The sequence below is a fragment of the uncultured Tateyamaria sp. genome, from assembly GCF_947503705.1.
Taxonomy (GTDB): Bacteria; Pseudomonadota; Alphaproteobacteria; order Rhodobacterales; family Rhodobacteraceae; genus Tateyamaria.
In genome coordinates this window covers 358,698-379,554 of sequence record NZ_CANNES010000002.1, presented here as the reverse complement: position 1 = coordinate 379,554, position 20,857 = coordinate 358,698, and the positions used below count along the sequence as shown (strand labels likewise).

The 20,857-nt window shown below is 60.9% G+C and carries 23 protein-coding genes; 14 read left to right on the top strand and 9 right to left on the bottom strand.

Annotated elements, in window-relative coordinates; genetic code table 11:
- The first annotated feature begins 49 nt into the window (after positions 1-49).
- From Q1A44_RS07960 to Q1A44_RS07895, 14 genes are all read left to right on the top strand, one after another.
- Positions 50-580, top strand: coding sequence for an ester cyclase (locus Q1A44_RS07960; protein ID WP_299622451.1), 531 nt, complete (start codon positions 50-52; stop codon positions 578-580).
- Between the two features lie 9 nt (positions 581-589).
- On the top strand, positions 590-1,918 hold the full coding sequence (gene hisD, locus Q1A44_RS07955; protein WP_299622448.1) for a histidinol dehydrogenase: 1,329 nt from the start codon (positions 590-592) through the stop codon (positions 1,916-1,918).
- A gap of 93 nt (positions 1,919-2,011) precedes the next feature.
- Positions 2,012-3,058 carry an ester cyclase gene (locus Q1A44_RS07950; protein ID WP_299622445.1) on the top strand — a complete coding sequence of 349 codons (1,047 nt, stop codon included), beginning with the start codon at positions 2,012-2,014 and terminating at the stop codon, positions 3,056-3,058.
- Complete coding sequence (locus tag Q1A44_RS07945; RefSeq protein ID WP_299622442.1) at positions 3,055-3,816, top strand: SDR family oxidoreductase; 762 nt, start codon at positions 3,055-3,057, stop codon at positions 3,814-3,816. The genes Q1A44_RS07950 and Q1A44_RS07945 overlap by 4 nt, the downstream gene beginning before the upstream one ends.
- The gene (locus Q1A44_RS07940) at positions 3,816-4,835 is read left to right on the top strand and encodes a LacI family DNA-binding transcriptional regulator (protein WP_299622439.1); all 1,020 of its coding nucleotides are present in this window, start codon (positions 3,816-3,818) and stop codon (positions 4,833-4,835) included. Before Q1A44_RS07945 ends, Q1A44_RS07940 begins: the two co-directional genes overlap by 1 nt.
- Entirely contained in the window at positions 4,832-5,800 is a 969-nt protein-coding gene (locus Q1A44_RS07935) for an ester cyclase (RefSeq protein ID WP_299622436.1), read from the top strand. Before Q1A44_RS07940 ends, Q1A44_RS07935 begins: the two co-directional genes overlap by 4 nt.
- 124 nt (positions 5,801-5,924) lie before the next feature.
- The gene (locus Q1A44_RS07930) at positions 5,925-6,533 is read left to right on the top strand and encodes a pyridoxamine 5'-phosphate oxidase family protein (protein WP_299622433.1); all 609 of its coding nucleotides are present in this window, start codon (positions 5,925-5,927) and stop codon (positions 6,531-6,533) included.
- Between the two features lie 2 nt (positions 6,534-6,535).
- Positions 6,536-7,072, top strand: coding sequence for a DUF6653 family protein (locus tag Q1A44_RS07925; protein ID WP_299622430.1), 537 nt, complete (start codon positions 6,536-6,538; stop codon positions 7,070-7,072).
- A complete protein-coding gene (locus Q1A44_RS07920) occupies positions 7,069-8,034 on the top strand; it encodes a cupin domain-containing protein (protein WP_299622427.1) in 966 nt (321 codons plus the stop codon). Before Q1A44_RS07925 ends, Q1A44_RS07920 begins: the two co-directional genes overlap by 4 nt.
- Positions 8,022-8,633 (top strand): class I SAM-dependent methyltransferase, encoded by a 612-nt coding sequence (locus Q1A44_RS07915; protein WP_299622424.1) that lies wholly within the window; start codon positions 8,022-8,024, stop codon positions 8,631-8,633. The genes Q1A44_RS07920 and Q1A44_RS07915 overlap by 13 nt, the downstream gene beginning before the upstream one ends.
- A gap of 10 nt (positions 8,634-8,643) precedes the next feature.
- Complete coding sequence (locus Q1A44_RS07910; protein WP_299622421.1) at positions 8,644-9,768, top strand: cobalamin-independent methionine synthase II family protein; 1,125 nt, start codon at positions 8,644-8,646, stop codon at positions 9,766-9,768.
- A gap of 3 nt (positions 9,769-9,771) precedes the next feature.
- A complete protein-coding gene (locus Q1A44_RS07905; RefSeq protein ID WP_299622418.1) occupies positions 9,772-10,464 on the top strand; it encodes an RraA family protein in 693 nt (230 codons plus the stop codon).
- Positions 10,465-10,526: 62 nt separating this feature from the next.
- Positions 10,527-10,994 (top strand): CIA30 family protein, encoded by a 468-nt coding sequence (locus Q1A44_RS07900; protein ID WP_299622416.1) that lies wholly within the window; start codon positions 10,527-10,529, stop codon positions 10,992-10,994.
- Positions 10,991-11,257: a hypothetical protein gene (locus tag Q1A44_RS07895; protein ID WP_299622414.1), complete on the top strand. Its 267-nt coding sequence runs from the start codon at positions 10,991-10,993 to the stop codon at positions 11,255-11,257. The genes Q1A44_RS07900 and Q1A44_RS07895 overlap by 4 nt, the downstream gene beginning before the upstream one ends.
- 2 nt (positions 11,258-11,259) lie before the next feature.
- Here the strand turns inward: Q1A44_RS07895 and Q1A44_RS07890 are convergent, their stop codons facing one another.
- From Q1A44_RS07890 to Q1A44_RS07850, 9 genes are all read right to left on the bottom strand, one after another.
- Entirely contained in the window at positions 11,260-12,492 is a 1,233-nt protein-coding gene (locus tag Q1A44_RS07890; protein ID WP_299622412.1) for a mandelate racemase/muconate lactonizing enzyme family protein, read from the bottom strand.
- A gap of 84 nt (positions 12,493-12,576) precedes the next feature.
- Positions 12,577-13,668 (bottom strand): alcohol dehydrogenase catalytic domain-containing protein, encoded by a 1,092-nt coding sequence (locus Q1A44_RS07885; protein ID WP_299622409.1) that lies wholly within the window; start codon positions 13,666-13,668, stop codon positions 12,577-12,579.
- A gap of 100 nt (positions 13,669-13,768) precedes the next feature.
- Complete coding sequence (locus tag Q1A44_RS07880) at positions 13,769-14,998, bottom strand: TCR/Tet family MFS transporter (protein ID WP_299622407.1); 1,230 nt, start codon at positions 14,996-14,998, stop codon at positions 13,769-13,771.
- The gene (locus Q1A44_RS07875; protein WP_299622404.1) at positions 14,995-16,320 is read right to left on the bottom strand and encodes a lyase family protein; all 1,326 of its coding nucleotides are present in this window, start codon (positions 16,318-16,320) and stop codon (positions 14,995-14,997) included. The genes Q1A44_RS07880 and Q1A44_RS07875 overlap by 4 nt, the downstream gene beginning before the upstream one ends.
- Positions 16,321-16,323: 3 nt before the next feature.
- Entirely contained in the window at positions 16,324-17,112 is a 789-nt protein-coding gene (gene pcaD / locus Q1A44_RS07870) for a 3-oxoadipate enol-lactonase (RefSeq protein WP_299622402.1), read from the bottom strand.
- 4 nt (positions 17,113-17,116) lie between these two features.
- Complete coding sequence (locus tag Q1A44_RS07865) at positions 17,117-18,310, bottom strand: endonuclease/exonuclease/phosphatase family protein (RefSeq protein WP_299622400.1); 1,194 nt, start codon at positions 18,308-18,310, stop codon at positions 17,117-17,119.
- Positions 18,307-19,278, bottom strand: a complete 972-nt coding sequence (locus Q1A44_RS07860) for a threonine/serine dehydratase (RefSeq protein ID WP_299622398.1) — start codon at positions 19,276-19,278, stop codon at positions 18,307-18,309. Before Q1A44_RS07860 ends, Q1A44_RS07865 begins: the two co-directional genes overlap by 4 nt.
- Positions 19,275-20,093, bottom strand: coding sequence for an alpha/beta hydrolase (locus tag Q1A44_RS07855; RefSeq protein ID WP_299622396.1), 819 nt, complete (start codon positions 20,091-20,093; stop codon positions 19,275-19,277). Before Q1A44_RS07855 ends, Q1A44_RS07860 begins: the two co-directional genes overlap by 4 nt.
- On the bottom strand, positions 20,093-20,779 hold the full coding sequence (locus tag Q1A44_RS07850; RefSeq protein WP_299622394.1) for a haloacid dehalogenase type II: 687 nt from the start codon (positions 20,777-20,779) through the stop codon (positions 20,093-20,095). Before Q1A44_RS07850 ends, Q1A44_RS07855 begins: the two co-directional genes overlap by 1 nt.
- Positions 20,780-20,857: the final 78 nt, after the last annotated feature.

The following is a 20,857-nucleotide window of genomic DNA, read 5'->3' as shown; positions in this document are numbered from 1 at the left end:
GCGTCGATCGTTCGACGCGTTTTCAAGTTCAATATGAAAGGAGTATCCGATGAAAGGATCCCGACCCGAACAGGCGGTACTGACCCGTGACACAGATTTGTCCAAGACCGACGCCACGCGCGCGGTAATCGAAGGGATGGTGGATGGCCTCAACGATCACCGCATCGACGATATTGGCCAGTTCTTTGCCCAGTCTTTTCGCTGGATGGGCAACACCGGTTGCGGCACGAAAAACGGCCTGCAAGAGTTTCAGGACAATTGGCAGCGCCCCTTCCAGGCGGCGTTCTCGGACAAGGTCTGCGTGGATGAAGCGCGGCTTTACATGGGCGAATGGGCAGCGGCCTTCGGTCGGCAGGAGGCCACACATGCTGGCGACTTCATGGGGGTGGCCGCGTCTGGAAAGCGTATCGAAATCAGGTACATGGACTTTTGGAAGGTCGAGGACGGTCGGATTACGGACAACTACGTGATGGTCGACTTCCCGCACGTTCTGGCCCAACTGGGCGTCGATGTATTCAACGGCGAAGGCTGGGAAGCCTTTGATCGGGGCGACAAGGTTCCGCCGCGTCCGCAAGCATAAGGTGAAGACATGACAATCGAATATCTCAAGCGCGGCAAGCCGGATGCAGAGCGCGCCGAAGACGACGCCAAAACCCGCGCCATCGTCGAAAGCACCCTTGCCGATATCGAGGCTAATGGCGACGCTGCTGTGCGTGCGCTGTCTGAAAAATTCGACAGCTACTCACCGCCGTCTTTCCGTCTGACCCAGCCCGAGATTGACGCCCTCATCGCCGAGCTTACGCCTCGCGAACTCGAAGACATCAAGTTTGCCCAACAACAGGTGCGTGATTTTGCCCAGGCGCAGCGCGACTCGATGCTGGATATCGAAGTTGAAACGATGCCAGGCGTGATCCTTGGGCACAAGAATATCCCCGTCCAATCCGTGGGTTGCTATGTGCCCGGTGGCAAGTTTCCGATGGTGGCTTCGGCCCATATGTCTGTCGCAACGGCCAGCGTGGCAGGCGTGCCGCGCATTGTGGCTGCCACTCCACCGTGGCAAGGCAAGCCGAACCCAGCGGTGATCGCGGCAATGCACCTGGGCGGCGCGCATGAAATTTATGTCATGGGCGGCATCCAGGCGGTGGGCGCCATGGCCATCGGAACCGAGACCATTGATCCTGTCCACATGCTGGTGGGACCAGGTAACGCTTTTGTGGCCGAGGCCAAACGGCAATTGTTTGGCCGCGTCGGTATCGATCTGTTCGCGGGACCGACAGAAACCATGGTCATCGCCGACGAAACAGTGGATGCCGAAATGTGCGCCACTGACCTCTTGGGTCAGGCCGAGCATGGCTACAACTCCCCCGCCGTCCTGCTGACCAACTCGCGCAAACTGGCCGAAGAGACTCAAGCCGAAATCGCGCGTATTCTCAAGATATTGCCGACGGCAGATACAGCCTCGAAGTCGTGGGACGACTATGGTGAAATCATCCTGTGCGACACATACGAAGAGATGCTCGGCGTGGCTGATGATGTTGCGTCCGAGCACGTGCAGGTGATGACCGATCGCGACGACTGGTTCTTGGAGCACATGACCTGCTACGGTGCGCTTTTCCTTGGTCCGCGCACTAATGTGGCCAATGGCGACAAGGTGATTGGCACCAATCACACCCTGCCCACAAAAAAGGCCGGGCGTTATACGGGCGGGCTTTGGGTCGGCAAGTACCTGAAAACACACTCCTATCAGAAAGTGCTGACCGACGAAGCCGCAGCAGCGATTGGCGCCTACGGGTCGCGCTTGTGTATGCTGGAAGGTTTTGTCGGACACGCCGAGCAATGCAATCTGCGTGTCCGCCGCTATGGCGGTGTCAATGTACCTTATGGCGAAGGTGCGCCTGCGCGTGACGCGGCGGAATAAATAGCAAATGTCGGGGGTCAGCCCTGCGCCATCGGTCTTGAACCTTTGGCGCAGGGCGGGCGACCACCGCAGAGATTTTTTGGAACAGAGACTATGGATCCCCATTCGCGGAACAAAGAACTTGTCGCCCCCATCCGGGCGGCCATGTATGATTTTGATCTGGACGCTTTGCGCGCGGCGATGAAGGCGGTTTGTGCGCCGGATGTTGCGTTTCGCCTCGCCTTTCCGTTCGAGACAACGGTGGGTGTGGATGCCTATCTAGACAAGGCTTATGCGCCTCTGATGTCTGCTGTGCCCGATCTTGAGCGACGGGATCATATCGTGATGGCCGGGCCAACGCCCGAGGGCAATGATTGGGTCGGTTGCGGCGGTTACTATACGGGTGCGTTTGTTGCTCCCTGGTTGGATATTCCGCCCACCGGTCACATCATGCACATGCGCTTTCACGAATTCTATCAGATCAAAGATGGTCAGATCGTCGAGATGCAGGCCCTGTGGGACATCCCCGAAGTGATGATGCAAGCGGGTGCCTGGCCGATGGTGCCGTCCCTTGGCCGCGAATGGCACGTGCCCGGGCCCGCCACCTGCGACGGTCTGGTGCCTGGCCCCTTTGATCCGGCAGCGGGGGCGGCGACCTGCCAACACATCATTGATATGCTGGAGCATATGAAGCGGCACCCCAGCCAGGGCGGCCCCGAAGTAATGGAGATGGACCGTTTCTGGCATCCCAAGATGACGTGGTACGGCCCTTCGGGTATCGGCACCGGGCGCGGCATCGAGGGTTTTCGCAACTGGCACCAGATTCCGTTCCTGAACGGGATGCCGGACCGGGGCCGCTATGTGGACGAGATTACCTACCATTTCTTTGGTGACCGGAACTATGCTGCGGTTACCGGCTGGCCGGACATGTACCAGACCATCAGCCATGACGGCTGGTTGGGCATTCCGCCTGTGGACAAAAAGATCGAGATGCGCTCGTTGGACTTTTGGCGGGTAGAGAACGGCTTGATCCGGGAGAATTGGGTAATGGTGGATCTGTTGCATATGTATGCCCAGATTGGTGTGGATGTCTTTGCCCGGATGCGCGAGTTCAACAAGGTGCGCGCGGGCTTTGACCCGGAAACGGGGCGGGCGCTATGACTGACCTGCCACGTACTCCGTCCTTCGATCTTGGCGGTAAACGAGCCCTTGTGACCGGGGCCTCCTCCGGTATTGGTCTGGGATGTGCTGTGGCATTGGCCGAGGCGGGGGCGCATGTCGTTTGCGCCGCACGCCGCGCCGATGTGTTGCAGGAAGCCGTGAATGCGATGCAGGCCGAAGGGTGGTCGGCCGAGGCGCTGTCGCTGGATCAGACGGATGTGACGGCTGTGGCTGCGGCCTGTGAGGACCCATTTGACGTGGTGTTGAATTCGGCAGGATTGGCCCGTCACAGTGCGGCGACACAGACCGCGCCGGATGACTATGACGCGGTGATGAACATCAACGTGCGCGGCGCTTATTTCCTATCAACTCATGCAGCCAAGGCGATGATGGCGGCAGGTAAACCGGGGTCCATCATCCATATCTCCAGCCAGATGGGTCACGTGGGTGGCGTTGATCGGGCTGTCTATTGTGCCTCGAAACATGCGGTTGAAGGGATGGTGAAATCCATGGCCATCGAGTGGGGCAAGGCGGGGATTCGGATCAACACGATCTGCCCCACTTTCATTCGCACACCGTTGACCGAACCCACATTCAACGACCCGGACCGACTGGCCTGGATCATGGACAAGATAAAACTGCCCCGCGTGGGCGAGGTCAGCGACATCATGGGCGCGGTGCAATTCCTCGCCTCGGACGCGTCTGCCATGGTGACGGGCACTGCGATGATGATCGACGGAGGCTGGACAGCAGACTGATGGGCGACAAGGTGACAGCGCTGGATGTAGCCGAACGGGCGGGTGTCTCGCGCTCGGCGGTGAGCCGTGTGTTCACGCCCGGTGCATCGGTGTCCAAAGGCACAGCCGCCAAAGTGCGCCGGGCCGCCGATGCACTGGGCTACCGCCCAAACGTTCTGGCGCGTAGCTTGATCACAGGACGCTCGCGCATTGTCGGCCTTGTGGTCGCCTATCTGGAAAACCAATTCTACCCGGAAGCGATGGAGCGGCTGAGCCGTGAGTTGCAGGATCGCGGTTATCACGTGCTGGTCTTTATGGCTTCGAACTCGGGCGCTGAGGCGGACGAGGTGATGGAAGAACTGTTGGATTACCAGGTGGATGGGATCATCGCCGCCAGCGTCGGCATGTCCAACGACCTGACGCGCCGCTGTGAGGCGGCGGGTATTCCCATTGTTCTGTTCAACCGGGCGCAGGATGATGACCGGCTGTCCGCCGTGACGTCCGACAACTATCACGGTGGGCGCAAGCTTGCCGAGTTTCTGGTGGCGGGTGGTCACAGTCGCATTGCGCATATCGCGGGCTGGGATGGTGCCTCGACCCAGCGGGACCGCGAGGCAGGTTTTGTCGCGGGGCTGAAGGCAGCGGGGCAATCGCTTGTGGCGCGACAGGCAGCAAACTTTGACTTTGAACAGGCCAAGACGATTACGCGCGAGATGTTTTGCGGTCCCGACAGGCCAGATGCGGTATTCGTGGCCAATGATCACATGGCCTTTGCGGTGATGGACGTGCTGCGGTTCGAACTGGGCCTGTCCGTCCCCAGCGATGTGTCGGTGGTGGGCTATGACGATGTCACCCTGTCAGCCTGGCCCAGCTATGATCTGACCACAGTGCGCCAGCCTGCGGGCCAGATGGTCACCGCAACGATTGATATTCTGATGGACCGGCTCGCCGATCCTGATACCAAACCCCGCCGTGTGGCGTTGGACGGCCCGCTCGTCCTGCGCGGCTCGGCCCGTATTCCCAAAGGATGGACCTCATGAAGGGTTTCTCGAACCGGTGGAAAGATTTCCCCGACTATATCATCGGCATTACCAAGGAGATTTGGGAAGACCGGGGCATCGCGACCCTGCACCATTATTACAGCCCCGACATCGTGGTGCGCTCGCCCGGTTCTGTTGTCATCGGCAATGAAAAGGTCATCGGTGCCACCATGGCCACTCTGGCCGAGTTCCCGGACCGCGCGCTTTTGGGCGAGGATGTCATCTGGTCCGGCACGCCGGAGGAAGGGATGTTGTCCTCGCACCGCATTCTGTCCACGGCTACGCATACTGCCGATGGCGTTTATGGACCGGCGAGCGGGAAGAAACTGCAATACCGGATCATTGCCGACTGTCATGCGATCAACGATCAGATCAACGATGAATGGTTGATCCGCGACCAGACCGCCATCGTGAACCAGATCGGGTGGGAGGCCAAAGCCTATGCCGCCGATCTGATCGAACGGGAGGGTGGTATGGAAAGCGCTGTACGCCCGTTGACCCCCGCAATTGATCAGCCGGGGCCATACAAGGGTCGCGGCAATGACAACGCTTGGGGCGCGAAATACGCTGATATTCTGACCCGGATTATGGGCGCGGACATGGCAGTGATCCCGGCCGAATATGATCGGGCGGCACAGTCAGAGTATCCTGGCGGTGTGACCGGGCACGGGACGGCGCCAGTTGATCGGTTCTGGATGGGGCTGCGGGCGTCGTTCCCGGATGCAACATTCACCATCGACCACCAGATTGGTCGAGACGATCCGATGATGCCGCCGCGTGCCGCCCTGCGTTGGAGCTTGCATGGCAAGCATGACGGGTGGGGTTACTTCGGCGCGCCCACGGGGGCCGAGGTTTATGTGCTGGGGATTTCCCATGCCGAATTCGGCCCCTGGGGCTTGCGTCGGGAATATGCGCTCTTTGATGAGACAGCGATTTGGAAGCAGATACTGCTGCAAACGGGCTGAGGTCGGGATTTGCATATTTTAGGAACAATGAAGCGAAAGGGGCGGGGATGTCTTGATTGGGAACCTATTGGTTCCCAATTTGGATGTGCCCGTGTCTGTTGCGGGTGTTCCAAAGGAGTTTCCAATGCAACGCTATGACGAATTGATGTTCACGCCTGCGGTTCAGGCCCTGCAAGACATCGAAGGATCGCGCGAGATGTATGCCCGCAGCTATGGGCCGCGGACCAGGGCGCTGGGTCCTGATGACATCGCTTTTCTGGAAAGCCGCAGCTCGATTTATATGGCGTCCGTGTCCGAAACTGGTTGGCCCTATATTCAGCATCGTGGCGGGCCTGTGGGATTTCTCAAGGTGCTGGACGATCACATGATTGGCTTTGCGGATTATCGCGGCAACAAACAGCATATTTCCGAAGGCAACGTGGCGGGCGATGCGCGTGTGTCGTTGTTCGCGATGGATTATCCGCGCAAGGCCCGAATGAAGCTGCAAGGCCATGCGACCTTTCAGAACGCCGCTGACGATCCGGCCTTGGCCGAACAACTGGCGGTCGAGGGCCAAGGCCGGGTTGAACGGTTGGTGACCATCAAGCTGGACGCATTTGACTGGAACTGCCCGCAATTCATTACACCTCGCTTTGATGCTACCGAGATTGCGCAATTGGTGGGTCCTGAGATGAAAAAACTCAACGCGCGCATTGCTGAACTGGAAGCCGAGAACGCGAGGTTGCGAGGATAGCAATGGCAGACGTCTATGCGCTGGCAGAACGGATGATGGGTATGGGCGACGCCGACTGGCGCCGCCATGCCAACCCGCTTAGCGTTTGGACGCGGTTTAGCTGTTTGCCGCTGCTGGTCCTTGCGATCTGGAGCCGGGTCTGGATTGGTTGGTGGGCACTGCCTGTCTTTTTGCTGGCCGCCCTCTGGACGTTTTTCAACCCGCGTGCCTTCGCACCGCCTGCCGACTTTGGGTCTTGGGCCGCACGCGCCACACTTGGTGAGCGGGTGTTCTTGGCCCGCGACCGCTACGATGTCGCCGCTCATCACATCCGGGCGGCACATGTGCTGACGGGCTTATCAGGCCTCGGCCTGCTGCCCCTGATCTATGGCCTGATCGTTTTGAACCCCTGGGCCACGCTTCTCGGTGTGATAGCCACAGTGCTGCCCAAGGTCTGGTTTTGCGATCGCATGGTCTGGATCCACGCCGAGATGACGGGCACAACCCCGCGCACGCCTTTGCCCGAACCGCTTTTACCACCTGAAAGGACCCCGATATGACCCCCGCCGAGATGGAGCCGCGCATCGTGCGTTACGGCGATCTGATGCCTTGCAAAACCGCGTTTATCGACGCGCATACGCCTGGATCGGATCAAAAGGAGAATTTTACCATCATTGGTGGCGGCGTCTCGGAAAGTCCGGACCAACATGTCCATATCGGTATCCCGCATGGGTTCAACATCGGGGCGGCGGGTCAGCCACCCAAATGCCGCAACTCGTTGCATTCGCACCGCACCGCCGAGGTGTTTTTTGTCCTGTCGGGCCGTTGGCGGTTTTTCTGGGGCCGTTGGGGCGACGCGGGCGAGGTCGTGCTGGAGGAAGGCGACATCATCAACATTCCCACCGGCATTTTCCGGGGCTTTGAGAATATCGGCACCGACTATGGGATGATCATGGCCATTCTTGGGGGTGACGATGCAGGCGGCGGCGTTATCTGGGCGCCTCAGGTGATCGAGGATGCCAGCGATCACGGTCTGGTTCTGGGCGAGAATGGCAAGCTGTATGATAGCAAGAAGGGCGAGGCCTTGCCCGCCGGTGTCGCGCCGATGCCTGTGCTGACCGACGACGCGTTAAAGGACTATCCTGAAATGACGCCCATGCAGGTCGTCGGAATGGGCGTGCGCCGCTACAACGACATGATGGCCCTTGGGCAGCACAGCCCGTGCAAGGTTATTGGCGAGACCGGGATTATTCGGGACAAGCCGGGGTTTGAGGTCGATTTCATCACCCGGGGCAGCGCGACGGACGAGATGCACATACATGACCGCCCCTCGGTTCTGATGCCGATGCGCGGACACTGGCGGGTGACTTGGGAGGGGGGCGCAACAACCCTCGCCCCCGGCGATACGATGAGTGTTCCGGAAAACCTGCCCCACTGTGCTGTGCCTTCGATGACGGGCGAGGCGTCGCTGTATCACGTGGTGGCGACCGACGATCCGGCAGGCCCCACATGGACCGGATAAGCGCATCACCGGATCAGACGCGCGACGTTTATGAACGCCAGGCCGCGGCCTACGACGCCAAACGTTCGCGGGCCCTTTTCGAAGCGCGATGGCTGGCACGGTTTTCGGCATGTTTGCCTACTGGGGCACGGGTGCTGGACTTGGGATGCGGCGCGGGCGAACCCATTGCCCGCTGGTTCATCGCTGAAGGGTTCCGCGTGACTGGCGTCGATTTTGCTGAACCCATGCTCGCTATTGCGCGCGCCCGCTGGCCGGATGGTGATTGGCGGCATGCGGATATGAAACAGCTTGATCTGGCCGAGACCTATGACGGGATCATCGCCTGGGACAGTTTTTTCCATCTGCGCCCGGACGAACAACGCACCTGCATCGCGCATATGGCACGGCACCTGGAACCGGGCGGATCGCTTTTGCTAACCGTCGGGCCCAAAGCGGGCGAGGCCAGTGGCACAGTGGGCGGCGAACCCGTCTATCACGCATCCCTGTCGCCCGCTGAATATGTCGCCTGTCTTGAGCAAAACGGGCTGCGCCTGACCGGATTTCTGGCCGAAGACCCTGAAACAGACAAACACAGCGTCCTGATGGCGCGCAAAGACTAGGAGAGCCGACTTGACTATCCTCACAACCCATGTGGGCAGCTTGCCCCGGACCCAAGAGGTCGTCGATTTCATCTTTTCCCGCGAACGCGAAGAACCCTATGACCAGGCAGCATTTGATGCGGCGATGGCCCGCGCTGTGTCGGAAACCGTTGCCAAACAGGTGGCCGCCGGGGTGGACATCGTCAGCGACGGCGAGACCTCCAAGATCAGCTATGCGACCTATGTCAAAGACCGCTATACCGGTTTTTCCGGCGACAGCCCGCGCAATGCGCCCGGTGATCTGAAACAATTTCCCAGCTTTCTCAAACGTTTGGCAGACGATGGGGGCACGCCCAAATATGCCCGCCCCATGTGCACGGGCGAGGTGCGCAGCAAGGGGCAGGGCGAGCTGGAAAAAGACATCTCCAACCTCAAGGCCGCCATGGCCGAACATGGGGCCACACGCGGGTTCATGAACGCAGCCTCGCCGGGCGTGATCTCACTGTTTTTGCAAAACGATTTCTATCCCACGCGTGACGCTTATCTCGCGGCACTGGCCGACGCGATGAAGGCCGAATACGAAACCATCGTGGGCGCCGGGCTCGACTTGCAACTTGACTGCCCCGATCTGGCGCTCAGCCGTCACATGCTCTTTGCCGATCTCACTGACGCCGAGTTTGTCAAAATTGCGGACGCCCATGTCGATGCGCTGAATCATGCGCTGTCAGATGTGCCTGCCGAAAAGGTTCGCGTGCACATCTGTTGGGGCAATTACGAGGGGCCGCACACCTGTGACATTGCAATGGACACCGTCTTTCCCACGTTGATGGCGACCAAGTCCCGTTACGTTCTGTTCGAGACGTCAAACCCGCGCCACGCTCATGAATGGGCTGTGTTCCGGGATCGCCGGGCAGAAATCCCCGATGACAAAGTGCTGGTGCCCGGCGTTGTCGACACCACGACGAACTTTGTCGAACATCCGCAGGTCGTGGCACAGCGGCTGGAGCGGTTCACGGAAATCGTCGGTTCTGACCGGGTTATTGCGGGCAGCGATTGCGGCTTTGGCACCTTTGCAGGCTTCGGGGCCGTCGATCCCGATATCGCTTATGCCAAGCTCACTTCGCTGTGCGAAGGTGCCGCGATGGTCAAGGGGTAGGCCATGGACAACGCTCTTTTTGACGTGCTGAAGTCTGTCGATACACCCACCGTTTGCAATGCCATTGAGGTGGCGCAGGGCAAGCGGGGCTTTAATGGTTTCACGCGCGGCACAATGCTGGCCTCGGACCCTGCGGGCGTCATGGTGGGCTATGCCCGCACGGCACGGATCAGGGCCGTCGCCCCGCCGACCGAAGCACCAGAGGTGATCAAGGCGCGGCGGATGGCCTATTACAGATACATGGCGGATGGGGCGCGCCCAGCCGTCTGTGTGGTGCAGGACTTGGACGTGCCCAACGCCATCGGTGCCTATTGGGGCGAAGTGAACACCAACATTCACAAGGCCTTTGGCCTGGCAGGTACGCTGACCGATGGGGTGATGCGCGACTTGGGCGATGTGGCAGAGGGTTATCCCGTGGTGGCCGGATCGGTTGGCCCCAGTCACGGCTATGTCCATGTTGTGGATTTCGACGCACCGGTTCGGATCCATGGCCTCGACATCCGCCCCGGCGATCTGGTGCACGCCGACCGGCACGGGGCGGTTGTGGTGCCTACGGATGTGATCCCGACTCTGCAAAGCGCGATCCAAACGCTCATGCGGTCTGAACAGATCGTGTTCGATGCCGTTAAAGGTAAACAAATCGGCTTTGCCGAGTTCGAGGTCGCATGGGCCGCGTTCGAGGCTGCGCGCACGTGATCCGTGCGCTGGCTTTTGCGCTGGCGTTGTTGCCGATGAACACTCAGGCTGAGGAGCCCTTGATGGAATTGTCACCAGACTGGGAATATGTCGCCGATACGGTGATGGGCGGCGTGTCTCGCGGGCAGGCGGTGCGGGCCACGGTACACGGCCGTGCCGCGATCCATCTGACCGGCGCGGTGTCGCTTGAGAACAATGGCGGCTTTGTTCAAGTCGCTTTTGATCCGGCCGGTGGCGAGACCTTTGATGCCAGCGATTGGCGCGGCATCGCACTGGATGTATTGGGCAACGGAGAGGTCTATGACCTACGCCTGCGTACGGATCAGATCACGCGGCCCTGGCAGAGCTTTCGCGCTGACTTCCTCGCGCCAGACAGTTGGACAACGATCAAAATCCAATTTGCCGATCTTGAGGCGCACAAGACAGAGGCCAAATTCAACCCCGCGCGCCTGCGCCGCATTGGCGTCCTCGCCATCGGGCGCGAGATGCAAGCCGACATCGCTGTATCCCAGGTCCGGCTTTACAGATGATCACTCTGATACCTCAGTTGAGCACCTATGACGTGGTCTCGGGCTTGGGCGACACGATTTCGCTTGTCGCGGAAATGGGTTGGGGCTGGGGCATTGCGACCATCATCGGGACCTGCCTGATCAGTTGGAGCACCCTGATCATCCTGGCCATCCGCAAACCAAGCGTGCCCTGGATATTCCTGAGCGTGACGATCATGCTGCTTGCGATCTTTGGATTTGGCGTTGGCATGGCAGGACTCTCAGGCCTGCTCACACCCGGGTAACGTCAGTCCGGCACCAGCGGTGCACCCCCGGCAAAGCTGTTACCATGCGCATAGTCACAGGGCGCTTCCTGCATCTGCAAATGCAGACCGTCGCCGGTATAAGGATGGGCGCGGGCCAGCGCCTCGTCGACCTCAATCCCAAGGCCGGGCGCATCTGACGGCGTGATAAACCCATCCTCGACCCGGATTGTCCCTTTGATCAGCTGATCATGAAACGGCGTTTCGATACATTCGCACATTAGGATGTTCGGGATTGAGGCGGCCAGTTGCACATTGGCGGCCCATTCCACGGGGCCCGCATAAAGATGCGGAGCCATCTGTGCGTTATAGGCCTCGGCCATTGCCGCCACCTTCTTCATCTCCCAGATCCCGCCAGCGCGACCCAGCGCAGGTTGTAGGATAGCTGCGGCTCCGCTGCGCAGGATTGGCGCAAACTCGGCTTTGGTGGTCAGACGTTCGCCGGTGGCCACGGGGATGCGTACGGCACGGGCGACCTTGGCCATCTCCTCAACCGCATCCGGCGGAATGGGCTCTTCAAACCAGAGCGGGCTATAGGGTTCCAAGCCCTGCCCCAAACGAATTGCGCCAGCAGTGGTGAACTGCCCGTGGGTGCCAAACAGCAGATCGGCACGGCTGCCAACGGCTTCACGGATTGCTTTGCAAAAGGCGACCGACATCTCGATATCGCGCATGCCCGGCATATGGCCACCACGCAACGTATAGGGGCCAGCGGGGTCAAATTTCACGGCGGTGTAGCCGCGCTCGACGCAGTCCAGAGCGGACTCTGCCGCCATCTCGGGTGAAGTCCAAAAGTCGTTCAAGTCGTGATGCGGCAGCGGATAGAGATAGGTGTAGGCGCGAACGCGATCATTCATACAACCGCCGAGCAACGCATGCACAGGACGGCCCCGCGCCTTGCCGAGGATATCCCAACAGGCAATCTCAAGCCCCGAAAACGCGCCCATGACGGTCAGGTCAGGGCGCTGGGTAAAGCCCGATGAATAGGCCCGGCGAAACATCAGCTCGATGTTCTCGGGGTTTTCGCCCGCCATATGGCGGGCAAACACGTCTTCGATCACGCCGCGCATCGCATCGGGCCCGACAGAGGACGCATAGCATTCCCCCCAGCCGATAATCCCATCATCGGTGGTCAGCTTGACCAAAATCCAGTACCGCCCGCCCCAGCCGGGGGCAGGGGGCGCGGTCACAATGATATCAAGATCGGCCAGTTTCATCGCGATGGGTCTCTCTTCTGTGTTCCAAAAAGGTCGTGGTGGGGGGGCAAAGCCCCCTACAAAGCAGCCGTTGCAGAGCCGCGTCTACCGATCGAACATGATCACGTTGCGGCGCGCCGTGCCTGATTTGGTATCGGCAATCGCCTCGTTGATCTGGTCAAGGGTCCAGCGCCCCGAAATCAAGCTGTCCAGTTGCAAACGCCCCTGCTGGTACAGGTCCACCATCCACGGAATGTCCCGCTGAATGACCACGTCCCCCATTTTGGAGCCGACCATGCCCTGACCCACCGCCGCCAGTACAACCGGTTCATAGCTGGCCATGGCCCCGGAATGGGGCATGCCGACCATGATGACCTTGCCGCCCCGGCCCAGATAACGGGGCGCTTGCTCATAAGCAGGGATTGCGCCAACCGTCACGATGACGGCCTCTGCCCCTTTGCCGCCCAAGGCTTTATAGCTGTTGCGCCAAGGACATTTGCCGGTGGCCAAAACGCCATGGGTCGCGCCAAAGGCCTTGGCGTCCTCCAGCTTTTCCTCGGTCATGTCGACGGCCACAATGCGGCGGGCCCCTGCGATCCGTGCGCCTTGAATGGCGTTCAATCCCACGCCTCCGGCCCCGATGACCACCACGTCTTGGCCCGCGCGCAGGCCCGCCGCGTTGACCACAGCGCCGACGCCGGTGATCACGCCGCACGCAATCAGACTGGCGGCATCCTTGGCGATGGTGTCAGGGATTTTGACCAGTTGCTTTTGGTCTACGACTACCTTTTCGGCAAAGGCCCCGCAGGCCATCGCCTGATGCAGCTTGGTATCCTGCTCCGTGCGGATCGGCCCCTTGTCCCCGTCATAAGGGGTTTCGCAGCCCGTGGGCTGGCCGCCTGCGCAGGTGGGGCAGGTGCCGCAGGATCGGATCAGGGTCACAACCACGCTGTCGCCCACGGCAGCCCCCGTGACGCCTGGACCAACCGCGCTGACGATACCTGCCGCCTCATGGCCATAAACCGCTGGCAGGCTGCCGCCCCAGGCCCCATCCGCATAGGAAATATCCGAATGGCAGATCGCCACGGCGTCGAGCGTCACTTCGACCTCGCCCATCTCGGGCGCGCGCAGCAGGATGTTTTCGATCACGAGGGGGGTGCCGAATTCGTGGCACACGGCGGCTTTGATGGTTTGCATGTCTGTCCCTTGCTCCGCCCCTTTGGCGGGGCGGCTTTGTCTGGCGTTGGGGTGACGGTGGCCCAGCCTGCGCGCCGCTGCAAGGCGGAATGCGACGTTGTTATGGCGCAGGTGTGCTGCGGACGCCGGACGAGGGGCGGACATGGCCCGCCCGGACAAAGACAGAAAGCCCGATCAGGATCAGGACGGCAGAAAGGATAAAGGGCGCGCCGGGGAGGTAGATCGGTGCGCCTTCCCGCGAAAACGCGGCAAAGACCGATGTCATGACCATGGGCGACAGGATCATCGCAAAGGCACTGATCGAGGTCAGTGCGCCCTGCAATTCACCTTGTTGATCATCACCCACCGACTTGGACATGATGCCTTGCAGGGCGGGCGTGATCACGCCCGCAAGGGCGGCCAATGGCGTCAGGACTAGGGCGAGCGTGCCCGAAGTTACAAAGGCCAATGCGAGAAAGGCCAGAACGTCAAATCCGTGGCCATAGATCACCGCCCCTCGTTCGCCCAGCACCCGCAACACCAAGGGCATGAGCCCGCCTTGAACAATGGCCAGCATGATCCCAAAAAGCGCAAGGCTTAGCCCGATCATCGCCGGGCTCCACCCAAACCGTTCCTGGCCAAAATAGCTCCAGATCGCGGGGTAGACGATGAATGCCAATTGATAGAGGAAAAAGACCAGCAAGAGCGGTCCTAGACCCGGCAAGGCGCGCAAGGTTCGGAGCGTGCCCAGCGGGTTGGCGCGGGTCCAAGAGAACGGGCGGCGGATGCGGTCGGTTACCGTTTCGGTCAGGACTATCCAGCCAAAGGCGGCGTTTAGCGCGGCCAAAGCGGCGGCAGCGTAAAACGGGGCCCGCGTCCCATATTCGGCAAGAAGCCCGCCCATCACCGGCCCGATGACAAAGCCAAGGCCAAAGGCAGCACCGATCAACCCAAAGTTTGCGGCCTTTTTCTCGGGCGCAGAGATGTCGGCCATATAGGCGGCAGCCGTGGCCTGGGTCGCTGCCGTTATCCCGCCTACGACCCGCCCTGCCAGCAGAAGCCAGATTGTGCCCGCCACGGCCATAACCAGGTAGTCCAACGACATGACGATGAGTGACACCAACAAGACCGGCCTGCGCCCAAACCTGTCCGACAATCCCCCCAAAACCGGACCAAATAGGAATTGCATCACTGCGAACGAGGTCGACAAGACCCCACCCCACAAGGCCGCCGCGGCGATTGTACTGCCGTTCACCTCGCGAATGAGGTCGGGCATTACCGGGATGATCAACCCGATGCCCATGGAATCGAGCATGACCGAGATCAGGATGAAAACAACCGGCAGCCTCAACGCAAGGCGTCCACACGAGCGGCAAAGGCGCGCGCCTCTGCGGGGGCGGCACCCATTTGGGAGCTTGGATCAAAGAGGGTGGCTGGCAAATCAGGATGCGCTGCCTGCGCGACCCGGCCCAGCGGCGCGGCAGACTGCACGGCTTCGGCCACCAGTTCCTTGGTCCGCGCTTGCGCGTCGGGGCGTGACATCGTCGCGGCCAGCGCAAAGCTGAGCGCTTCGGCATGGATCAGACCCAAACCACCAGTGTTTTCCGCCATACGGTCTGGTACAGGTTCCATCCCCTCGGCCAGCCTGCAGGCGATTTCCAGCGCAGATGCGGCGCAAAGCGCAATCTGCGGCAGCACCATCCATTCGGTGAACCATGCCGCCCCGTCCCTCTGGAATTGATGCGTTGAGGCCGCTTGCAGCGACGCACGCAGCCCCGCCATCTGGTGGTTCAACGCCACCAAAGCGGAAGGGCCCACAGGGTTCTGCTTTTGTGGCATGGTAGAGGATGACCCGGCACCACCTAGACGCACCTCGCCCGTGTCCGATCCCGTCAAACCCAGCAGGCCCTGAGCCATTCCGGCCAAAACCGCCACTAGATCGCCCATCCAATTCGCAATGCGCAAGATCGCCCCGCGGTCGGTGTGCCATGTCCGCCCCGGATCGTTCAGGTTCAAGGCCTTGGCCAGCGCCGCGCGGGTGGCCGCCGGATCGGCCCCCAGTTCGGATGCCGTGCCGGACGCACCGCTGAGCGAGACCCAAAGCGCCCCATCGCGCAGGCCCGGCAACACCTCGACCGCGTCGGCAATTGGCCCGCCCCATTGCGCACAGACCGCCCCCCAGGAGGTCGGCGTAGCATGCTGTCCATAAGTGCGCGCCGTCATCGGCGTTTCGGCATAGGCGCGGGCCTGGGCTGCAAGCGCTTTCAGCAAAGCGCGCGCGCGCTCCTCTTGCGCGGCCAGTGTCTGGCGCAGACGCAACATCAACCCGGTGTCGATGATATCCTGACTGGTAGCGCCCCAATGGGCAAATTGCGCATGTTCGGGCGCTTCCATTGCCGTGCGAAAGGCGGCCACGAGGCCGGGCACAGACACGCCGTTCTGGCCTGTGGCCTTGGCAAGGCCCGCGGGATCAATCTGCACCTCAAGGCTTGAGCGGTGGATAAAGGCGGCGCTCAACTCGGGGATAACCCCTTGCGCCCCCTGCACTTTGGCCAAGGCTCCCTCGACCAAAAGCATCGCGCGAACTTCCGCGCTGTCTGACCACAAGCGGCCGACCTCTCCCGTCGGAAAAAGCTGCCCATACAGGGCAGAGGAAAACACGCTGGCCGCCATGGATCAGATATGCCCCGTCGCGCGCATGAAATCAGTCAGGACGCGGGCGTATTCCTCTGGCTGTTCGACGCAGGGCAGGTGGCCGGCCTTGCGGATCAGATGAAATTTGCTGCCCGGCACCAGATCGACCATCTCGCGGACCAGATCAGGGGGCGTTGCGCCGTCCTCGCTGCCTGCAATGCCCAAGGTGGGCAGGCGCAGGGTGGCCGTGGTCGCATAGAAATCCGTGCCCGAAATGGCGGCTGAGCACCCGGCATAACCTGCATCCGGCTGACGGACCAAAAGGTTGCGCCACAATTCCAATTCCGGCGTGTCCAGAAAGGCGCGTGAAAACCACCGCTCCATCGTGGCATCGGCCAGCGCTTCGATCCCGCCCGCTTCGACGGCGGCGATCCGGTCCGCCCACATATCCTTGGTCCCGATCTTGGCGCCTGTGTTCGACAGGACCATGGCGCGCATCAGGTCCAGCCGTTTGACAGCCAAGCCTTGGGCAATCAGCCCACCAATGGACAGACCAACAAAGAATGCATCGCGAAATCCCAGATGGTCCATCAACTGTTCAACATCACTGACCAGCGTGCCCATGCCATAAGGGCCGGAGGGGCAGGTCGACAACCCGTGCCCCCGTTTGTCATAGCGCAGCACACGTAACCCGCCTGGCAAGAGCGGCATGATCGGATCCCAAAGCCGCATATCGGTGCCAAGTGAGTTGGCAAAGACCACCGGCGCACCGTCCTCGGGCCCATCAATCCGGTAATGCAGGCGTACGTCGCCCAGGTCAGCCATGTGCATGATGTCAGTCCTTCAGTCGTATATGGGCAATGATTTGCCCGTGATCGGATGCCAGCTTGTTATATGGCGCCTCGGCGTGGCTGCCATCTGTGAGATGATCGTTCAGCACGCTGAAATAGTCCATCTGCCCGATGCTGTCCTTGGCCCCTTCGATGAAATGGCGGGACATGTAAATCTGATCAATGCTCTCGAAGACGCCGCCAAAGGCCGAGGTATAGACCATGTCGCGGGCGGATTTGCGCACGAATTGCTTTTCAGCCGAATGCAGGCGGACCCTTTCGATGTCTTCACGGATTTGTTCGTTTTCCGCGTCGGAATAGCGGTCGCGCGGCGTCTGGGCACCGTGGCGCAGCATCCAGGCATAATTTTTGAACGGATGTTCGCCGCTGATAATCTCTGAACTGACCGCGTGCTCACCATCATTGAAATCGCCCATTGCGATGACGGGGTTGCCTTGCTCTAGCTCTGCCACGATGGCGCGGCGCAGCACCCAGGCTTCGGCCATGCGACGCAACGCAGCGCGCAGCCCCCCCAAGGCGCGACCAACGGCATCGTATTGAGTCAGATCAACTTCGGGGGCAAGGGCCGCGCCAGGAGGCCGCACATATTCACCCAGTTTGGATTTCAGGTGGCAGTTGAATACGGTCACAACGTGGTTGCCCACCGGCACCTGCACCTTGAGGATCGGGCGGCTGAGGCGGGTCAGTTGGAACGACCCACCGCCGCCCGCATCGCCCATGCAGCAAAAATCAATGTCCAAAGGCTCTGACAGATCCTGAATGATCTCGGGCGCACCGACAAATCCCATACGGGACAGAATGGCCACGCCGGGCCGCCGCTGACCGGGGCGGCCGTCATTCACATTCGGCGCCACGGCGAGGGCCGCATCAGTGTAGGGGCCATAGGCCAGCTTGCGAAAGATGGCCTTGCGTCGATAGCGTTTGTCACGGCCCGGGATATGCTCTGCATTGCCCGCAATCCCTTCGGCATCAGCCTCTCGGATCACATCGCGCAGGGCGCTTTCTTCGAAAATCTCTTGGAACCCAATGACATCAGCATCCATCGTCTGGATCTGTTCGGCGAGCCAATCGACCTTCCAAGCGTATTCTTCGGGCGTGTATTGCTGAAAACGGTAATATTCCTGATCCGGGCCGATCAGATTTTTCACGTTGAAGCTGGCGATACTGAATTCGGTCATAGGGCTGTATCCAATGCTTTGGCAAAAAGGGCAGAGTCCACATTGCCGCCCGAAATCGTGACGACAACGTCCTCTCCCTCTATCTCGTCCTGACGACAGATCGCGGCAGCAAGAGCGACGGCCCCACCTGGTTCCGCCACCAGCTTGAGGCGCAAAAACGCCAAACCCATGGCCCGCAGTGCATCCTCCTCGGTCACGGTGATCCCCGGACCGCACAGGCGCTGCATGATCGGGAAAGTCATTTGGCCCGGTTCCGGACTGATGATTGCGTCACAGATATTGCCCGAGGTTCTGGCGTTCCGCTCGATCGCACCCGAACGAAGGGATCGGGCCACATCGTCAAAGCCCTCAGGTTCGACCGGGCGCACGCGCATTCCTGGCGCGTCGGCCTCTAGGGCAAGCGCGATGCCGCTGGTCAGTCCGCCGCCGCCGCAACAGACCAGCACTTGCGCCTCTGTCACGCCCATTTCGGCGGCTTGGGCCGCGATCTCAAGCCCGGTGGTGCCCTGGCCCGCGATGACCTGCGGATTGTCAAAGGGTTTGATCAGGGTCAGGCTGCGTTCTTCGGCAAGGGCTGAGCCAATGGCGTCGCGATCCTCGGTTTCGCGGTCATAAAGGACCACCTCACCGCCCAAGGCGCGCGTGTTCTCGATCTTGATGGTGGGGGCATCACTGGGCATGACGATAACGCTGGTAATGCCGTGGCGCGTGGCGGCCATGGCCACGCCTTGGGCGTGATTGCCGCTGGAATAAGCAATGACACCTTTGTCGCGGAGGTCTTCGTCCAGAGCAGAGATGGCCGACCACGCGCCGCGAAACTTGAAGCTGCCGGTATGTTGCAGGCATTCGGGTTTAATCCAGACGCGTCGGCCCGCGATCTCGTCGATGAAGGGTGAATTGAGCAGCGGTGTGCGCCGGGCGTGACCCTCAAGGCGGGCAGCAGCAGCGCGGATCATGTCGATATTCATCTCAGGGCTTTCATCCAGGTATGCAGCGCGTCCAGTGCCAAGGGTTCGTCCAAAAAGGGGACATGGCCCCGGTCAGGCACGTTGGCATAGATCATGTCGGGGCGGCGCTCCTGCATTTTTTGCACCGTGGCCTCGGCTAGTAAATCGGAATTGGCCCCCCGGATCAGGCAGAGCGGTTTGCCCGCAAGGGCATCGAAGAAGGGCCAGAGATCGGGCACGTCGCCCCCTGCCTCAACGGCGCTGCGCAGAGCGGGGTCGTACGTGATATCGAGGCCATCATCGACCGCGCGAAAATGCGTGCGCGCTTCTTGCATCCAGCGGTCCGCCGAGACGCCGGGAAATCCGATCATCACATGGGCGAGGGCGGCGGCGGCCTCTGCATGGGTGCGAGCGGCTGGGCGTTTGCCGAGATATGTCATGATCATCGCAAGGCCCGCCGGGGCCAGTTCCGGTCCCACATCATTCAAGGCCGCGCCAAGGAACCGATCAGGCACAGTCGCGGCAAAGCCCATCGCATTGAGCCCCCCGCGCGATGTGCCGAGGATGGCAACAGCATCAATTCCAAGATGATCGAGCAATTCGATGACATCCCGGATTTCGATGGGCAGCGTATAATTTTGCCAGGTCTTGTCCCAGTCCGATTGCCCGCGCCCGCGATAGTCCATGCGGATCAGGCGGCAGGCCGGCAGATGCGGCGCAACATAGTCGAAATCGGCCGTGCTGCGCGTCAGCCCGGCCAGACATAGGATGGGCAGGCCCGCGCCTGCGTCGGTGTAATGCAGGCGCAACCCGTCAGAGGTGGTGAACTGCGGCATCAGACGCCCGCCAACTCGGGAATGCCCCTGAGGTCAGAAAGGATGTGCTGTGGTGTCCAAGGCAGACGGTCGACCGGTTCGTCTGCGCGGTTCACCCAAGCGGTCGTAAATCCGTACCCAGCGGCCCCCGCCGCGTCCCAGCCGTTGGAGGATACAAACAGAACCTCGGCACTGGCGCAGGCAAAGCGTTCACCCACCAGGTCGTATACGCGCGCATCGGGTTTGAAGATGCCCACGCTTTCGACCGACAGGCTGTCATCCAGCACGTCGGCGATACCCGCCGATTGGACCGCACCCGCCAGCATGTCGGGTGAGCCGTTGGACAGGATCGCGGTGTTCAGCCCGGCAGCCTTGAGACGGTGCAACATCTCGGGCACCTCTGGATAGGCCTGTAACTCCCAATAAAGAGCCAAAAGCCTTTCGCGCATGGCAGGTTTGCCCGCGTGCCCGGTCTTTTCCAGTGCCCAGTCAAGGCCTTCCTGCGTCACTTGCCAGAAATCGGTATGGGCGCGGGTGATGGCGCGCAGCCAGGTGTATTGCAACTGCTTCAGACGCCACTGTTCGGCCAGAACAGGCCAGTCCTCTTTAAGGTCGGCGAACTCGGGTTCCCCCGCCGCTTGCCGTGCGGCGGCGGCCACATCGAACAGGGTGCCATAGGCGTCAAAGATGCAGGTGGTGATGGGCATGGAACCTCCGCTTTTACGGCAGCTTGGCATGTGGGCCGCGCGGCGAAAAGGGGCCAGATGGGGTTTACCGCCCCTGAT

Excerpts from the sequence above, each read along its gene's own strand:
- Q1A44_RS07960 (WP_299622451.1), top strand. The coding sequence starts at position 50 with ATGAAAGGATCCCGACCCGAACAGGCGGTACTGACCCGTGACACAGAT.
- hisD (WP_299622448.1), top strand. The coding sequence starts at position 590 with ATGACAATCGAATATCTCAAGCGCGGCAAGCCGGATGCAGAGCGCGCC.
- Q1A44_RS07950 (WP_299622445.1), top strand. The coding sequence starts at position 2,012 with ATGGATCCCCATTCGCGGAACAAAGAACTTGTCGCCCCCATCCGGGCG.
- Q1A44_RS07945 (WP_299622442.1), top strand. The coding sequence starts at position 3,055 with ATGACTGACCTGCCACGTACTCCGTCCTTCGATCTTGGCGGTAAACGA.
- Q1A44_RS07940 (WP_299622439.1), top strand. The coding sequence starts at position 3,816 with ATGGGCGACAAGGTGACAGCGCTGGATGTAGCCGAACGGGCGGGTGTC.
- Q1A44_RS07935 (WP_299622436.1), top strand. The coding sequence starts at position 4,832 with ATGAAGGGTTTCTCGAACCGGTGGAAAGATTTCCCCGACTATATCATC.
- Q1A44_RS07930 (WP_299622433.1), top strand. The coding sequence starts at position 5,925 with ATGCAACGCTATGACGAATTGATGTTCACGCCTGCGGTTCAGGCCCTG.
- Q1A44_RS07925 (WP_299622430.1), top strand. The coding sequence starts at position 6,536 with ATGGCAGACGTCTATGCGCTGGCAGAACGGATGATGGGTATGGGCGAC.
- Q1A44_RS07920 (WP_299622427.1), top strand. The coding sequence starts at position 7,069 with ATGACCCCCGCCGAGATGGAGCCGCGCATCGTGCGTTACGGCGATCTG.
- Q1A44_RS07915 (WP_299622424.1), top strand. The coding sequence starts at position 8,022 with ATGGACCGGATAAGCGCATCACCGGATCAGACGCGCGACGTTTATGAA.
- Q1A44_RS07905 (WP_299622418.1), top strand. The coding sequence starts at position 9,772 with ATGGACAACGCTCTTTTTGACGTGCTGAAGTCTGTCGATACACCCACC.
- Q1A44_RS07900 (WP_299622416.1), top strand. The coding sequence starts at position 10,527 with ATGGAATTGTCACCAGACTGGGAATATGTCGCCGATACGGTGATGGGC.
- Q1A44_RS07895 (WP_299622414.1), top strand. The coding sequence starts at position 10,991 with ATGATCACTCTGATACCTCAGTTGAGCACCTATGACGTGGTCTCGGGC.
- Q1A44_RS07890 (WP_299622412.1), bottom strand. The coding sequence starts at position 12,492 with ATGAAACTGGCCGATCTTGATATCATTGTGACCGCGCCCCCTGCCCCC.
- Q1A44_RS07885 (WP_299622409.1), bottom strand. The coding sequence starts at position 13,668 with ATGCAAACCATCAAAGCCGCCGTGTGCCACGAATTCGGCACCCCCCTC.
- Q1A44_RS07875 (WP_299622404.1), bottom strand. The coding sequence starts at position 16,320 with ATGGCGGCCAGCGTGTTTTCCTCTGCCCTGTATGGGCAGCTTTTTCCG.
- pcaD (WP_299622402.1), bottom strand. The coding sequence starts at position 17,112 with ATGCACATGGCTGACCTGGGCGACGTACGCCTGCATTACCGGATTGAT.
- Q1A44_RS07865 (WP_299622400.1), bottom strand. The coding sequence starts at position 18,310 with ATGACCGAATTCAGTATCGCCAGCTTCAACGTGAAAAATCTGATCGGC.
- Q1A44_RS07860 (WP_299622398.1), bottom strand. The coding sequence starts at position 19,278 with ATGAATATCGACATGATCCGCGCTGCTGCTGCCCGCCTTGAGGGTCAC.
- Q1A44_RS07855 (WP_299622396.1), bottom strand. The coding sequence starts at position 20,093 with ATGCCGCAGTTCACCACCTCTGACGGGTTGCGCCTGCATTACACCGAC.
- Q1A44_RS07850 (WP_299622394.1), bottom strand. The coding sequence starts at position 20,779 with ATGCCCATCACCACCTGCATCTTTGACGCCTATGGCACCCTGTTCGAT.